The 15,191-nt window shown below is 73.0% G+C and carries 16 protein-coding genes; 1 reads left to right on the top strand and 15 read right to left on the bottom strand.

The annotated features are described in order from the left end of the window. Positions 1-9 precede the first annotated feature (9 nt). From AC1UE4_RS05960 to rimP, 9 genes are read right to left on the bottom strand one after another with little or no spacing between them, the layout of a single operon-like run. Positions 10-906, bottom strand: coding sequence for a bifunctional riboflavin kinase/FAD synthetase (locus tag AC1UE4_RS05960; protein WP_482916301.1), 897 nt, complete (start codon positions 904-906; stop codon positions 10-12). Further along, on the bottom strand, positions 903-1,703 hold the full coding sequence (truB, locus tag AC1UE4_RS05965) for a tRNA pseudouridine(55) synthase TruB (protein ID WP_482916302.1): 801 nt from the start codon (positions 1,701-1,703) through the stop codon (positions 903-905). The genes AC1UE4_RS05960 and truB overlap by 4 nt, the downstream gene beginning before the upstream one ends. A gap of 17 nt (positions 1,704-1,720) precedes the next feature. After that, positions 1,721-2,740 carry a DHH family phosphoesterase gene (locus AC1UE4_RS05970; protein WP_482916303.1) on the bottom strand — a complete coding sequence of 340 codons (1,020 nt, stop codon included), beginning with the start codon at positions 2,738-2,740 and terminating at the stop codon, positions 1,721-1,723. Continuing rightward, positions 2,730-3,050 carry a 30S ribosome-binding factor RbfA gene (rbfA, locus tag AC1UE4_RS05975; RefSeq protein ID WP_482916304.1) on the bottom strand — a complete coding sequence of 107 codons (321 nt, stop codon included), beginning with the start codon at positions 3,048-3,050 and terminating at the stop codon, positions 2,730-2,732. The genes AC1UE4_RS05970 and rbfA overlap by 11 nt, the downstream gene beginning before the upstream one ends. 8 nt (positions 3,051-3,058) lie before the next feature. Continuing rightward, positions 3,059-3,361 carry a DUF503 domain-containing protein gene (locus AC1UE4_RS05980; RefSeq protein WP_482916305.1) on the bottom strand — a complete coding sequence of 101 codons (303 nt, stop codon included), beginning with the start codon at positions 3,359-3,361 and terminating at the stop codon, positions 3,059-3,061. Between the two features lie 12 nt (positions 3,362-3,373). Beyond that, positions 3,374-5,890, bottom strand: a complete 2,517-nt coding sequence (infB, locus tag AC1UE4_RS05985) for a translation initiation factor IF-2 (protein ID WP_482916306.1) — start codon at positions 5,888-5,890, stop codon at positions 3,374-3,376. 11 nt (positions 5,891-5,901) lie between these two features. Then, positions 5,902-6,120, bottom strand: a complete 219-nt coding sequence (locus tag AC1UE4_RS05990) for a YlxR family protein (protein WP_482916307.1) — start codon at positions 6,118-6,120, stop codon at positions 5,902-5,904. A 20-nt stretch (positions 6,121-6,140) separates the two neighbouring features. Continuing rightward, the gene (gene nusA / locus AC1UE4_RS05995) at positions 6,141-7,541 is read right to left on the bottom strand and encodes a transcription termination factor NusA (RefSeq protein ID WP_482916308.1); all 1,401 of its coding nucleotides are present in this window, start codon (positions 7,539-7,541) and stop codon (positions 6,141-6,143) included. 6 nt (positions 7,542-7,547) lie between these two features. Further along, entirely contained in the window at positions 7,548-7,964 is a 417-nt protein-coding gene (rimP, locus tag AC1UE4_RS06000) for a ribosome maturation factor RimP (RefSeq protein ID WP_482916309.1), read from the bottom strand. Positions 7,965-8,122: 158 nt separating this feature from the next. Between rimP and AC1UE4_RS06005 the strand changes: the two genes are divergently transcribed. After that, positions 8,123-8,506: a hypothetical protein gene (locus AC1UE4_RS06005; RefSeq protein ID WP_482916310.1), complete on the top strand. Its 384-nt coding sequence runs from the start codon at positions 8,123-8,125 to the stop codon at positions 8,504-8,506. 65 nt (positions 8,507-8,571) lie between these two features. On the opposite strand, the gene AC1UE4_RS06010 is transcribed toward AC1UE4_RS06005, so the two are convergent. The 6 genes from AC1UE4_RS06010 to AC1UE4_RS06035 all read right to left on the bottom strand — a co-directional run bounded on the left by AC1UE4_RS06010 (position 8,572) and on the right by AC1UE4_RS06035 (position 15,190). Beyond that, positions 8,572-9,546 carry a hypothetical protein gene (locus AC1UE4_RS06010; protein WP_482916311.1) on the bottom strand — a complete coding sequence of 325 codons (975 nt, stop codon included), beginning with the start codon at positions 9,544-9,546 and terminating at the stop codon, positions 8,572-8,574. Between the two features lie 156 nt (positions 9,547-9,702). Then, a complete protein-coding gene (locus AC1UE4_RS06015) occupies positions 9,703-10,281 on the bottom strand; it encodes a hypothetical protein (RefSeq protein WP_482916312.1) in 579 nt (192 codons plus the stop codon). A 1,384-nt stretch (positions 10,282-11,665) separates the two neighbouring features. Further along, positions 11,666-11,911: a hypothetical protein gene (locus AC1UE4_RS06020; RefSeq protein ID WP_482916313.1), complete on the bottom strand. Its 246-nt coding sequence runs from the start codon at positions 11,909-11,911 to the stop codon at positions 11,666-11,668. Between the two features lie 26 nt (positions 11,912-11,937). Then, positions 11,938-13,116, bottom strand: coding sequence for a S1 family serine peptidase (locus AC1UE4_RS06025; RefSeq protein ID WP_482916314.1), 1,179 nt, complete (start codon positions 13,114-13,116; stop codon positions 11,938-11,940). Positions 13,117-13,220: 104 nt separating this feature from the next. After that, positions 13,221-13,670 carry a hypothetical protein gene (locus AC1UE4_RS06030; RefSeq protein WP_482916315.1) on the bottom strand — a complete coding sequence of 150 codons (450 nt, stop codon included), beginning with the start codon at positions 13,668-13,670 and terminating at the stop codon, positions 13,221-13,223. Next, a complete protein-coding gene (locus AC1UE4_RS06035) occupies positions 13,661-15,190 on the bottom strand; it encodes a MopE-related protein (protein WP_482916316.1) in 1,530 nt (509 codons plus the stop codon). Before AC1UE4_RS06035 ends, AC1UE4_RS06030 begins: the two co-directional genes overlap by 10 nt. Between the last annotated feature and the right edge of the window lies 1 nt (position 15,191).

Here is a 15,191-nt window from a genome sequence, read left to right on the forward strand (position 1 = left end):
TCGCGGGGCCTACCGGGCCTCCACCAGCGTGCGCGCCTCGTCGACGTCGCGGCCCATCTGGTCGACGAGCGCATCGACGGACTCGAAGCGCTTCTCGCCCCGCAGGCGCTTGTGGAAGTCGAGCGTTAGCTGCCGCCCGTAGAGGTCGCCCTCGAAGTCCACGAGGTAGGCCTCGATGAGCTCGCCGCGGCCCGTGACGAACTGCGGGCGGACGCCCACGTTGACCGCGGCGGTGAACCACGCCTCGGCGTCCGGCCCGATCACGCCGGCCCGGCAGGCGTACACGCCGTGGCCGGGCAGCACGTAGTGCGGATCGGGGACGAGGTTCGCGGTCGGGTAGCCGAGCGTGCGTCCGCGCTTGTCGCCGTGGGCGACCTCCCCCGTCATCCGGAACGCGTCGCCGAGCAGCCGGCCGCCGTACTCGACGGCGCCGCCGAGGATGAGCCCGCGGATGTGGCTCGACGAGACGACCTCCCCGTCGATCTCCAGGAGCGGGACGACGCGCGCCTCGAAGCGGCCGTCATCGTGCAGCATCGCGGCGTCGCCCTGCGCCTTGTGGCCGAAGCGGAAGTTCTCCCCCACCGACACGAACGTCGCCTGCAGCGTCTCGACGAGCACCGCGTCGACGAAGTCCTGCGCCGAGCGCCCCGCGAAGTCGCGGTCGAACGGGACGACGACGAGCTCCTCGACCCCGATGCCGGCGCACAGCTCCGCCTTGCGCTCGAGCGTCGTCAGCAGCCGCGGCGCCGCGTCGGGCGCGATCACCGACTGCGGGTGCGGGTCGAACGTCAGGACCGTGTCGGCGCCCCGGATGACCTCGCGGTGGCCGAGGTGGACGCCGTCGAAGGTGCCGACCGCCACCCGGCGCGGGCGTCGCTCGACGTCGGGCAGGCGGGTGATCTTCACCCGCGGAAGCCTACGGCGGGCTTGAGCACGCCGCCTTCGCGGGGCACCGCCACGGCGATCGGGCCGTCGTCGTCGACGAGCAGCACCTCGGCGTCGGCCTCGCCGGCGATCGGCACCCCGTGGCCGGCGCGCTTCGCGTCGGCGCCCTCGAGCCGCACGACGGGCAGCACGCGCGCCAGCGCGTCGCCCAGCGGGATCACGCGCTCCTCGTCGGCCTCGGCGACGTCGAACGGGCCGATCGCCGTCCGGCGCAGCTCCTCGCAGTACGCGTCGCCCAGCGCCATGACGAGCGACCGCACGTACGTGCCGCTCGAGCAGCGCAGGCGCAGGCCGACGCGCGGCGGCTGGCGCCACAGCTCCTCGAACGCGTGGACGACGACCTCGCGCTCGGGCAGCTCGACCTCCTCCCCCGCCCGCGCCAGCGCGTACGCGCGGCGGCCGCCCACCTTGATCGCGCTGTAGGCGGGCGGGCGCTGGCGCAAGCGCCCCGTCGGCAGCACGAGCGGCTCGGGGATCGGCGCGCCGGTCTCGGTGATCTCGCCCTCCGGATCGCCGGTCGTCGAGACGGCGCCGAAGCGCGCCACCGTCTCGTACGTCTTGTCGAGCCCCATGAGGAACCGCTGCGCGCGTGTCGCGCGGCCGAGCAGGACGAGCAGCACGCCGGTCGCGAACGGGTCGAGCGTGCCGGCGTGGCCCACCTTCACGGCCTTGCGCCCGCCGCGCGCGCGGCGCACGGCGTTGACGACGTCGTGCGACGTGCGACCCGGCTGCTTGTCGATGACGAGGACCCCGTCCACCGGGGCGGATGATGCCGTCAGCGCGCCGGGGCGTGCCCGTCGACGCCCAGCTGCAGCCCGACCTGCTCGCGCAGGAACGTTACGAGCTCGTCGTCGTCCAGCCGCGTCGTGAAGCCGGCCGCCTGGCGGTGGCCGCCCCCGCCGCCGGCGCGCGCGATGACGCTGACGTCGACGTCCTCGTCGGCGGCGCGCAGCGAGACCTTCGACAGGCCCTCGCGGCCGGGGCCCGGCAGCTCGCGGACGAGCGCCGCGACCTTCGTCCCGTTCACCGCGCGGAGGTTGTCGATGAAGCCCTCGGAGTAGCTCTCCTCCGCCCCCGTCTCCGGGTAGTCGTCGCGCAGCAGGCGGGTCAGCGTCAGCCGGCCGCCGTCGAAGCGCCGGACGCGGTTGAGCGCCCGGCTGAGCAGCTCGAGCTTGGCGAACGGCATGCCCTCGTAGAGGCGGCGGTAGATGTCGTGGACGTCGACGCCGGCGGCGATCAGCTCGGCGGCCATGACGTGCGCGCGGGTGCCGGTGTTCTCGTACATGAACCGGCCCGTGTCGGTGACGAGACCGACGTACAGCGCGTCGGCGATCTCCGGCGTCGCCTCGACGCCGAGGCCGCGCATGAGGTCCCACACGATCTCCGCGGTGCACGACGCCTCGGGGACGACGTGGTCGATCGCCCCGAACCGCGTGTTGTCGTGGTGGTGGTCGACGTTGACGATCCGCAGGTCCTCGTGGCCGAGGACCGCCGGGTTGCGGTCGATGTTGCCGCAGTCGAGGAACACGACCAGCCGGTCGGCGAGGTCGCCGGGCACCTCGGTGACCATCCCCGCGAGGTCGAAGAAGCGGTACTCGTACGGCAGCGGGAACTCGTCGGGCGACATGAACATCACGCTCTGCTTGCCGAGCGCGGTGAGCGTGCCCTGCATGGCGACGAGCGAGCCGAGCGCGTCGCCGTCCGGGTTCTCGTGGGTGACGAGGAGGAACCGGTCGTACGCGCGGATGGCGTCGAGGACCTGCTCCCGCGACCCGGCGCGCGTGTCAGTGCTCATCGTTGAAGAGCTCCTCCAGGCGCGCTGCGTTCCGTGCCGTGTCGTCGTGGGCGAACTCGAGCGTCGGCGTGCGCTTCAGGCGCAGCTCGGACGCGATGCGCCGCTGCAGGAGCCCGTGCGCGGACTGGAGCCCCTCGATCGATCCCGTGCGGGCCGCCTCGTCGCCGAGCACGCTCACGTAGACGCGGGCGTGGCGAAGGTCGGGGCTCGTCTTGACGTCGGTCACGGTGATGAAGCCGATGCGTGGGTCCTTCAGCTCTCCCACGGCGTCGCTGAGGACCTCCCTCAGCGCCTCGTCGACCCGGCGCATCCGGTCGCTCACATTAGCTCCCCGAACGAGACGACCGTACGGTCGACGCGGACGCCCTGCGGCAGCCGGCCGTCGAGCCAGCGCTCGACGCGGTCGGCAGCCTGCTCGACCGCGGCCTGCGACCCCCCGGTCACCGCCGCGGCGAGCGTCGCACGCTGCCACAGGTCCTGGTGGTCCACCTCGCTGACGGTTACCCCGAGACGGCCGTGAAGCTGCGCCTTGATCGACGCGAGGTCCTTGCGCTTGGCCTTGAGGCTGCCCGCCTCGGGGAAATGCAGGTGGATGAGCAAGAGGGCGACGAAGGCCGGCACCGCACGAAGCGGCTAGGTGAGCTCGCGCTCGACCTGCCGCGTCTCGTAGACCTCCATGACATCGCCCTCCTTGATGTCCTGGAAGTTCTCGAGCGTGATGCCGCACTCGAAGCCGGCGGCGACCTCTCGGGCGTCCTCATTGAAGCGGCGCAGCGTGCTGATCCTGCCGTCGTGCACGACGGTGCCGTCGCGGACGAGGCGGACGCGCGCGCCGCGCGTGACCTTGCCCTCGCGGACGTACGAGCCGGCGATGATGCCGATGCGCGAGGCGCGGAAGGTCTGGCGGACCTCGACCTCGCCGACCGTCTCCTCGACCTCCTCCGGCGCGAGCATGCCCTGCATCGCGTCGCGCAGCTCGTCGAGCGCCTTGTAGATCACCGAGTAGGACCGGATCTCCACGCCCTCGCGCTCGGCGGCCTGACGGGCCTCGCCGACGGGGCGGACGTTGAAGCCGATGATGATCGCGTCGGATGCCGCCGCGAGCGTGACGTCGGACTCGTTGATGCCGCCGACCCCGGAGTGCAGGACGTTGACCTTGACCTCGCTCTGCGGGAGCTTGGCGATCTCGTCCTCGACCGCCTCGACCGAGCCGGCGACGTCGCCCTTGAGGACGAGGTTGAGCTCGGCGAGATCGCCCTCCTTGGCCATCCGGAAGACGTCCTCGAGCGAGACCTTGCGGCCGGACCGGCGGGCGAGTGCCTCGGTCTTGAGGCGCTGGGCGCGCTCGGCGGCCTGCGTGCGGGCCGTGCGCTCGTTCTCGACGACGCGGAACGTCTCGCCGGCCTCGGGAACGCCGTCGAACCCGAGCACCTCGATCGGCTGACCGGGGATCGCGTCGTCGACGCGCGTGCCGAGGTGATCGGAGAGCGCGCGGACCTTGCCCCAGTTGGAGCCGGAGACGAGCGCGTCGCCGATCTTCAGCGTGCCGCGCTGGATGAGCAGCGTGACCACGGGTCCGCGGCCCGGATCGAGCTTGGACTCGATGACCACGCCCGACGCGTCGGCGTTGGGGTTGGCCGTGAGCTCCTCGACCTCGGCCATGACGTTGATCGTCTCGAGCAGGTTCTCGAGCCCGTCCTTCGTCTTCGCGGAGACGTCGACGAACTCGGTCTCGCCGCCCCACTCGACCGGCTGCAGGCCGAGCTGCGTCATCTCGGTGCGGACGCGCGTCGGGTCGGCGCCTTCCCGGTCGATCTTGTTGACCGCGACGAGCATCGGCACGTCGGCGGCCTTCGCGTGGTCGACGGCCTCGCGCGTCTGCGGGCGCACGCCGTCGTCGGCGGCGACCACGATGACCGCGATGTCGGTGACGCGGGCGCCGCGGGCGCGCATGGCGGTGAACGCCTGGTGGCCCGGCGTGTCGAGGAAGGTGATCGGGTGCTCGTTGCCGTCCTCGCCCGCGACGTGCACCTGGTAGGCGCCGATGTGCTGCGTGATGCCGCCGGCCTCGCCCGCGGCCACCTCGGTCTCGCGGATCGCGTCGAGCAGCGACGTCTTGCCGTGGTCGACGTGGCCCATGATCGTCACGACCGGGGCGCGCTCGACGAGATCCTCGTCGGAGTCCTCGAAGGCCGGCTCGGCTGCGTCGTCCTCGTCCGCGCGGACGATCTGGATCTCCTTGCCGAACTCGAGCGCGATCGTCTCGATCGCCTCGTCGGACAGCGTCTGCGTGAGCGTCGCCATCTCGCCCAGGCCCATCAGCTTCTTGATGATCTCGGGGACCGCGACGCCGAGGTACTCGGAGACGTCCTTGACGGTCGAGCCGGAGTTGATCCGGATCGTGTCGATCCGGGTCTGCGCGTCCTTGTCGAGCGTCGGGGCCTCGGCCTCGACGAAGTCGCGCCGGCGCCGGCGACCGCCGCCGCCACCGCGGCGGCGCGGACCGCCGGGAGGGCCGCCGGGGCCGCCGCCGGGGCCACCGGGGCCGCCGCCGGGGCCGCGCCGTGCGGCCTGGGAGTCGATGACGACGCGCCGGCGGCCCGCACCGGGACCCTGGCCGGAGCGCTCGCCCATGCGGGAGTCGCGCGTGGGGCGGTTGGCGCCGCCCTGCCCGCCGCCCGGACCGCCCTGACGGTTGCCGCCGGGACCGCCGGGACCGCCCTGGCGGTTGCCGCCGGGACCGCCGGGACCGCGCCCGCCGCCCGGACCGCCCTGGCGATTGCCGCCCGGACCGCCCTGGCGGCTGCCCGGCCCGCCCGCCCCGCCCTGACCGCCCTGGCCCTGCCCGCCCGAGGGGCGGCTGGGCTGCGAGGGACGGGAGATGCGCTGCGCGGGACCGGAGCCGGAGCCGAACGGCCGAACGGGACCGGACGCGCTGGAGCGCGGAGCGGACTGCGGCTTGTTGTCGCCGGATGCGCCGTTCTTCTGCGGCTTGACCTTCTTGCCGGCCAGGGCGTCGAGCGCCGCCTGCTCATCGACGGCGGACGCGACGGCCTTCACCGGCAGTCCGGCAGCCTGCAGCTTCGCGAGCATGTCCCGCGGGGACATGTCGCGTTCCTTGGCGAGCTCATGGACGCGCTTCTTTGCCACTTGGTTCCAGTCTACTTGTCACTTGCCGGAGGGCCTTCTGGGCCTCCGGAGACGGCGGTGCGGAACGCCCGGCTCCATGCGCGGCGCTGCGTAGCGCGCTCCACGCACGCGTCCGAGCACGCGTAGGCGCCCCGGCCGGGCAACGTGCGGGCCTCATCGGCGACTACCCGGTCGCCGACGAGGACGAACCGGCGCAGGGCTGCCTGGTCGGTGGTCCGACGGCAGCCCACGCAGGTCCGCTGGGGAGAGGCTACGAGGCCTCTCCCGTGGGTTCCGCGCCCTCCGGCTGCGGCGCGACCTCGGCGGGGGTCTCCTCCACCACCGCGGTCTCGCCCGCCGGCACCTGCTCGGGCTCGGCCTCGACCGCGCCGTCGCCGTTGCCCTGCAGGTCGGCGAGCCGGTCGGAGTCGATCGCCAGCAGCGCCTGGTGGGCATCCAGGCCGCAGTACCGCGAGCCGGGCAGCGCGGCGTTCGGGCAGCGGCGGCCGTTGGTGAGGATCGCGTGGCAGCGGCCGTCCAGCTCCTCCGCTCCCTCGCCCTCGCCGTAGCCGTCCTGCTCCTCCGTCGCGAACTCGGTCTCGGAGCGGATGTCGATCCGCCAGCCGGTCAGGCGCGCGGCGAGCCGCGCGTTCTGGCCCTCGCGGCCGATCGCCAGGCTGAGCTGGTCGTCGGGCACGATGACGGTCGCCTGGCGGCCGTCGTCGTCGACGAGCACCTCGCGCACGCGCGCCGGGCTCAGCGCCTTGGCGACGAAGCGGGCGGGCTCGTCGTTGTAGGGGATGATGTCGATCTTCTCGCCGCGCAGCTCGGACACGACCATGCGCACGCGCGAACCGCGCGGGCCGACGCACGCGCCGACCGGGTCGACGCCCTGCGCGTGGCTGACGACCGCGATCTTGCTGCGGTAGCCGGGCTCGCGCGCGACGTTCTCGATCTCGACGAGGCCGTCGGCGATCTCCGGGACCTCGAGCTCGAACAGCTTCTTGATCAGCTCGGGGTCGCGGCGGGAGACGATGATGCTCGGCCCCTTCGTGGAGGGCGAGACCTCCTTGATGACCGCCTTGATCCGCTGGCCGTGGTCGTAGCGCTCGCCGTCGACCTGCTCGGACCGCGGCAGCAGCGCCTCGACCCGCTCGCGCAGCTGGACGAGCGTGTAGCGGTTGTCGGACTGCTGGACGATGCCGGTGATCAGCTCGCCGACGCGGTCGCGGTACTCCTCGAACATCATGTCGCGCTCCGCCTCGCGGATGCGCTGGAGGATCACCTGCTTCGCCGTCTGCGCGGCGATGCGGCCGAAGTCGTCGGGCGTGACGTCACGCTCGTCGATCTGGTCCTTGTACTCCTCGAACTTGACCGGGTCGATCTCCGGATCCTGCGGCTCGATCATCTCGCCGGTCTCGGGATCGACGGTGGTCTGCTCGTCGATGGTCTCGACGATGAGGTGCGCCTCCAGGCGCTCGGGCACGATCAGCTCGATGACGCGGTAGTCCGCGGTCTCGGGATCGAGCTCGACGCGGGCGTACTTCGCCGAGCCGGGCTGCTTCTTGTAGGCACTGAGGAGGGCGTCCTCCAGGGCGTGCCGGAGCTTGTCGGGCGCGATGCCCTTCTCGCGGGCGAGCGCCGTCATGGCCTCGAGGATCTCGCGTGACATGGTGGGCTACTCCTCCACGAGGTTCGATCGCGTGATGTCGCCGTACGGGATGGCGATGACGCCGCTCTCGGCGGCGATCGTCACCGCGTCGTCGGACGCGCCGACGAGCTCGCCGGTGAACGACCGGTTCCCGTCGTGGTCCTCGCGCGTCCGCACGCGCGCCCGCCGGCCGAGGAAGCGGCGGAAGTGCTGCGGCTTGGTCAAGGGTCGCTTCGGCCCCGGCGAGGAGACCTCGAGCGCGTACTGCTCGCGGACTTCGCCGAGGGCGTGCGTCACCCGCTCGCACAGGTCGAGCGAGACGCCGTCCGGGTGGTCGATGAAGACACGGACCGTCTGGCCGTTGAGGACCTCCGCGGACAGCACCTCGACGTCCGGCTCCGCCTGGGCGAGCCGGGTCTCGATGTCCTGCTGGATCGTGCTCATGTCTCCATCCCTCCCCTCTCTTCGTGCTCGGACCGCCGGGTTTGCGACGGTGCCCTGACACGAAAGAAGCGGGCTCGCGCCCGCTCCTGACTGCATCCCTCGCAGGCGGCTTGGAGCCGTCTGGTCGGGTCGGAACTGTGCCTGCCACCATAGCACCGGTGCAGCCCCCCGTCGCAACCGTGGATGCCTTCCTGAACGGCCTCGAAGTCGAGTGGCGACGCGTCGCCGACGGCGAATGGGGCCTGTCGTTGGAGGCCGCCGGCTGGCCCCTGCACATCGGCATGTCGTTCCGCGACGGCGTCCTGCGGATGCAGTGCGAGGCGCTCTCGTCTGTCGGTTCAACGCTGTCCGAGCACGAGCTGCTCTTCCGCAATCGCGGGCTGCTGTTCGTTCGGTATGCGCAGAGCGGAGCGGGCGCCGTGTGGGTCCACGGAGAGCTGCCGCCGGAGCTCGTGTCGGAGACGTGGCTCGACCGGGTGCTCGGGCTGCTCGTCGACGCGGTCGTCGTGGTGCGGCACCGCACCTCCGGCGCGCCGTCCTGACACGCGGCGACGCCGGCGCGACCCGAGGGCCGCGCCGGCGCGCGAGTCCTGCCGCTGTGACGAGGTCAGCCGGCGAGCTGGCGGCCCCAGGCGATGCAGCCGTCGAAGCCGGTGTTCCAGCCGTACGTCGAGAGCGCGGTCCGCCAGGTGCGGTCGCCGTGGTTGTACACCGTGGTCTGCGCGTTGCCGCTGCCCAGGCCGTACATGAGGTCGTAGAGCTCCTGGCGGTCGCCGCGGCCCACGTTGTCGGTGTAGCCGTAGTACTTCATCCAGTACAGCCACGCCCCGGCCATGCAGTCCGCGAAGCCCTCGGAGTAGAGGATGATGTCGTTCTGGACGGCGAACCAGCCGCGGCCACCGAAGCCGAGCCACCACATCGCGCCGTGGCCGTACTCGTGCGCCATGACCGCCGCGAACGCCGCGTCGCCGTACGTGTCGAAGGTGGTGTTCGACCAGGTGCTGGCGAAGGCGACCGTGTTGGCCGGCCAGCAGTGCGCCGCGTTGTTCACGGCGCCGCAGCCGTTCGCCAGCGCGGCGCCCTGGGCGACCTCGTAGACGCGCGGCTGACGGAAGGCGCTGCCGAGCACCTGCGAGTAGGTGTAGTTCACCCAGTTCACGAGCGCCCACTTCTTCGTCGCGTAGGCGCCCTGGAAGCCGAAGAGCTTGGGCTTGACGACCCGGTCGGGGCGGCGCGTGACGGTGGGGATCTCGCTGGCGCCAGTCGCGTCGCCGCGCTGCAGCGGCCGGATCGAGCGATCGGTCGGCCGAGCGGCGGGCTTCCCGGCCGGCCGGGACAGAAGGCGCGGCGCCGGCGGGAAGTGGCCGGTGCGCTTCGCATGAGCGCGAACCTTCGCGGCCTTCTCGACCGACAGCATCTTGCGGCCGGCGTTCATCGCGACGGCGGGGACCGGCTCGTCGGTCGAGTGCAGGTCGTGCAGCGGGCTCGTGCCGGCGGCCTGCGCGGCGGACGGCGCGGTGATGGCGACGGCGGCCGTCAGGACGGCGGCGGCGGTGCGGGTGCGGGTGATGAAGCTGATCACGACGATCTCCTCCGTGCTGCGTGGTCGATGGGAGGACGATCGCCCGTGCGCGGCTTCGCGCCCGGGGACCCCAGGGTGGAACCGCACCACCCCCCGGATCGGTCTTGTGCGGTCGCCCGGCCGCGCTGCTTCGGCGGCCGGGCGACGTCGCAGTGCTCAGGTGCTCTGGCTGTCCTTGGCGACTGCCGCGCGCTGCAGGAGGTCGGCGGCCTCGTCGTTCAGCTCGTGCGCCATCGATTCGAGGCTCGCCCCGTGGCGCCCGGCGACCTGGTCGACCGTGGTCTGCATCGCCGGCGAGAGCCCCATCCCGGACCGGATCGGGCCGAGCCGCGACGCGATCGACTGCAGCTCCGCAGCGGCGGCGCGCAGCGTGTCGGCCATCATCATCAGCGTCTCGCCATCGACGGCGACCACTCCGGTGGCGTCATCGTCGTGCGGGTGCGCGTGGTGGTGATGGTGGGTCGGCGCGCCGCCGGTGCTCACGCCGACGGACGGCGCGTCGTGCGAACCCGCCGAGCTCGTCACGCCCGGCGACACCGAACCCGGCCCGTCCGCGCCCTGCGGCTCGTGCACCGGACTGTCCCGCTCGGTGCTGCCGCCGGGAACCGGCTGCTCGCGGGTCGTCCCGCTCCCGACCGGCTCCCCCTCGTCGCCGGGCATCGGAGCCCCGATCGGGCCCCACTCCGGATCGACGCCCTCGACGGGCACGGTCGAGACCTCCTCGACGGGCGTCAACCCGTCATCCGGCCCCGCCACCGGAATGCCCGGCGCATCTCCGCCCGGAACCACGGCCCCCTCGGGCCCCGGAACGCCCGGCGCGTCCCCGCCGGGAACCACGGTCCCCCCGGGCGCGGGAACGCCCGGCGCGTCTCCGCCCGGAACCACTCCCCCCTCGGGCCCGGGAACGCCCGGCACGCCGCCACCCGGCTGACCCGGCGGGATCACGCCACCCTCCGGGCCGCCACCACCGGGAGCCTCGCCGCCGCCCGGCTGACCCGGCGGGATCACGCCACCCTCCGGACCGCCACCGCCGGGAGCCTCACCGCCACCCGGCTGACCCGGCGGGATCACGCCACCCTCGGGGCCGCCACCGCCGGGAGCGTCACCGCCACCGGGCTGACCGGGCGGGATCACGCCACCCTCCGGACCGCCACCACCGGGAGCGTCACCGCCACCCGGCTGACCCGGCGGGATCACACCGATGTCACCGGCCTGACCGAAGAGCTGATCGCCCGCGCCGTCGGGCTGGCCCGCGCCGATCACCGACCCCGGTGTCCCCGCATCACCCGGAGGCGGCTCCGGCGGACCCGACAGATCTCCGTCGGTCGTGCCCGGAGGCGGCGGCTCGGACTCCGAGCCCGGCTGGCCGGAACCGATCACGGAACCCGGTGTCCCCGCGTCGCCCGGAGGCGGCTCCGGCGGACCTGACAGATCTCCGTCGGTCGTGCCCGGAGGCGGCGGTTCGAGATCGCTTTCGCCCGAAGGCGTCTCCGACCCCGGCTGGCCGGCGCCGATCACGGAACCCGGTGTCCCTGCATCGCCCGGAGGCGGCTCCGGCGGACCTGACAGACCTCCGTCGGTCGTGCCCGGAGGCGGCGGCTCGCTCTCGGACCCCGGCTGGCCGGCGCCGATCACGGAACCCGGTGTCCCCGCATCGCCCGGAGGCGGCTCCGGCGGACCGGATGGGCCGCTGTCGGAGGTGCCCGGCGGAGGTGGCTCGTCGGAGTGCTCAGGCGGCGTCGACGGCGGGTTCGGCGGGCCGTCGGTCGGACCGTCGTGGTGGGCTCGGCCGTGGGGCTCTTGGGACCGGCCGTGCTCGGCGTGCGCGGCGCCGTGTGGTGCCGGGGGCGGCGACGGCGGGTCGGGCGGCGGGCCGGGTGGGCCGTCGTCGGCTCCCGCGGAGGGCGGCGGCGAGCTCGGCGGCGGCGGGTCGGCCGGAGCAGGATCGCTCGGCGCGCTCGCGGCGGGCGGGGGTTCCGGCGGCGCCGGGGGCGGCTCGGTCGGGACGCTCGCGGCCGGCGGCGGGTCGGGCGGCAGCGTGTCGGGTTCCGGGGGCGCGGCGGTCGGGTCGCTGGTGCTCTCGCTCATGGTCTCTCTCCTCTTGATCTCGGCGGACGCGCTACGTCGCGGCGCCCGTGTCCTGCATGACGACTCCGGCCAGGTCCTCGAAGTCGTGCGCCAGCTGGCGGAGGCTCACGACGCGCTCCGACATCCGGTCGCGGAACCGCTCGGCGGCGGGCCCGCGGAACGACGGGTCCTCCGAGCGCTGGTCGAGCCGCTCGGCCACCGCGCGGACGTCGTCCGCGATGGTCCGAAGCTGGGCTCCGTGGCTGCGAAGAAGGGGGCTGTCCCCGGCTAGGTCCATGTCGGTTCCTCTCTGCTTCGGGTTGGTCAGGGGTACGTGACGTCGAGGTACGCGGGCTCCGAGAGGTTCCCCGCGTCATCGGTGGAGACGGCCCGCAGGCGGTACGCGCCCGGGGCGATCGGCCGCCCGCGGAGGCTCGTCGGGAGGCGGAAGCCGTTCTCGCCCGCGCGTCCCTGATGGACGAGCGCGGTCGACAAGCTCGTGTACTCGCCGTCGCTGCCCGGCTGCTGGAAGGTGAAGACGACCTCGGCCGGCTCGGCGAGCGCGTAGCGGATCGCGTCGCCATCGCGACGCAAGTTCGAGATGACGGGCGCAACGACATCGGTGCTCGCGCTCTGCAGTCCGGCCATGCGCCGCTGGATCCAGCCCCGCAGGAACGGCGACGCCGCCCATGCGAAGTTCGTCGGGTAGCCGCGCAGCGCGCAGCCGTACCCGAAGCTGACGACGCCGACGACGCGACGCACACCGGTCGCATCGCGGACGATGAGCGGACCGCCGCTGTCGCCGTTGCACACGTCGCGCTTGCCGCTCCGCGGCGCCGCGCACAGCATGAGCCCGGGCTCGTGATCGTCCTCGTACGCGAACTTGCAGCGCTCGTTGCTCCAGAGCGGCACGCGCGTGGCGCGCAGGCGCGTCGGCCCGAAGATGTCGCCCTCGTGCAGCAGCCCCCAGCCGACGATCGTCGCGCGTTCGGTCTCGCGCAGCGTGAAGTTGGCAGGAGCCAGCGACGCGACCCGCCCGGACACGGGCGCAGCGAGGTGGAGCAGCGCCACGTCGTAGAACAGCGTCTTGCCCTTGAACAGCGGATGACGCGCGATCGCGTCGACGTCGATGATTCGGCCGCCCCTGCGATCGAGCACGGAACGGCCGGTCACGATCTGAAGCGAAGTCGCCGGCACGATGCTGTCGTCCTTGTTGCTGACGCAATGCGCCGCGGTGAGCACGACCTGCGGAGCGATGAGGGTCCCGCCGCAGATCTGCCGCAGCCATGCGTTGTCGCCGCGCACCTCCGGGCCGTTGTCGAGCACCGCGACGAGCCAGGGGAACTTCGTGATCGTCGTCGGCTTGCCGCCGACGATGGACGCGATCGCGCGCGGCCCGCCGTCGGCGGCGGGCGCCGGCACGGCGACGAGGGCGAGGAGCGTCGTCGCCAGGAGCGCGACAGGGATCGCGCGGAAGCGGTGCAGTCGGGACGCGGCGGGCATGACGCCGATCTTGCGCGCGGGCCGTGCCGCCCGCCATGGCCCCTGCGGGTGGTTCCGACCACCCCCTGCGCGATGAAGGCCGGCCTCGGGCATCGGGGTGCCGGCTACTCGCCGTCGGAGACCACTGGTTCTTCGTCCGCGGGCTGCGAGCTGCTGCCCGTCGACTCCTTCGTCGACCCGGTCGACGAGGTGCTGCTCGACGTCGGCGTCGACGTCGACGTCACGGGAGCCGAGCCGGTCGTCGACGCGGTGGTGTCCGACGTGGTCCCGGACGTCGTCGACGAGGCGGCCGACCCGGTCGAGGACGACGAGTCATCGCCGGCCTTCTGCTTCTTCTTCGCGGGCGCCGCCCGCAGCGCCGGCCCGGCGGAGGCTGCCGCGACGGCGGGAACGCTCGGCGGCGTCTCCCCCTTCAGCTTCTCGAGCGAGGTCGCGGGCGCAGATGGCGAGTCGCCGCCTCCCGCGATCGCCTGCCCGATCACGAACGCGACCAGCGCCGCGAGCAGCGCGCCGATGGCGATGAGCACCAGCCGTCTGTCCGATGTCAGCTGCATCTCAGCCTCCGTCCCGTCACGGCGTCGAGGCACGCGTACTGAGAGCGGACGGACGTGCCGCGCCGCGGCAGCCACATCCGCTTCGTCCGCCCGACCATCCCGGCCTTCTTGACGCTCACGTCGATGTTCAGCTCGCGCGCCAGCTTGCGCCGCGCGAGGTACCGCACGAGGTTCAGGGTCCGGGTCCGGGCCGACCGCGTGACCACCTTGCGGCGGAACGGGCAGCCCATCCCCCGCTTCGGGCGCTTCCCGCCCGCTCGGCGCGCGCACCGGATCTCGACCGTCGCCCCCGCGACGACGCCCGTCACCTTCAGCCGCGTGGCGACCATGTACCCGCTCCGCGCGTAGACGGCGAACGTGTGCAGGACGGTCGAGCCGATCCGGGGGAACGGCGTGTCGCGGCCGTCGCAGTCCTCGTCCTTGCCGTTGCCGACGAGCTCCGCCCTGCCCGGGGCACGGGCGGGATCCCCGTCGTCGCAGTCCGCGCCCGCGCGCCCGACGAGCTGCCCGGTCGCGTCCTTGAAGACGCGGGCCTGGTCGCCGTCCCCGTCGAACTCGCGGATGCCGTCGCAGTTCTCGTCGACCTCGTTGTTGACGATCTCGGGCAGGCCCGGCCGGATCGCCGCGTTGCCGTCGTTGCAGTCCTCGCCCGGCGTCCCGTTGACGCCGTCGTCGTCGAGGTCGTAGTCCGGCGTGAACTCCGCGTGCAGGGTGAAGTCGGTGCCGCCGTAGTCGAACGTCGCGCCGCGCACGGCGCCCACCTGCACGAGCCAGTCGCCCGGCCCGGCGGACGCGCCGATCTTGAGGCTCGTCGTGCCGCTGGTCCACATGTCGCAGCCGATGAGCGAGCCGTCCGGCTTGTACGCGTGCAGCGCGAGCCGGCCGAGCTGCGAGGTGAGGTGGAACGTCGCCGTCCCGTGGCTCGTCGCGCCGTAGCGGAACCAGACGCCGTCGTCGATCACCGTCCCCCTGCAGTCGGTCGCGTCCTCGTTGCCGTCCTCGGCGCCCGCGTTCGTCCAGTTGAACGCGACGCCGAACGCCGACGACCGGGCGGTGCCGCGGGTGTCGTTGTCGAACGCGTCGAAGTACGTCTTGCCGGTGGTGTCCGGCGGCGTCGCCGTGCAGTCGCCGCTGCACAGCTTGCCGATCCCGACGAGGTAGCTCTGCCCGCTCTCGCTCGCGAAGATCACGCGGCCGTTGCGGCCGTTGCCGCCCTCGACGTCGTCGGAGCAGCCGACGAGCGGGAAGCCCGCCGTGTTCTTCCACACGAACATCACCACGTCGGTGGTCGCGTAATGCGACGCGACCGTCATGCGCTTGCCCGTGCCGGTCACGTACGCGAAGACGACCTGGCTCGCCCAGCGGTTGGGACCGCTGCAGAAGTACTTCACGTCGGCGTGGCCGTTGACGAACTCCTCGGAGATCGTGCCGCCCAGCGGGATCACCGGGTTGCCGCCCGCGTGGTTGGCGCGCGCCGCAGCCGGCAGCCAGACGAGGCAGACCAGGAGGACCGCCGTCATG

The organism is Parviterribacter kavangonensis, from assembly GCF_056863335.1.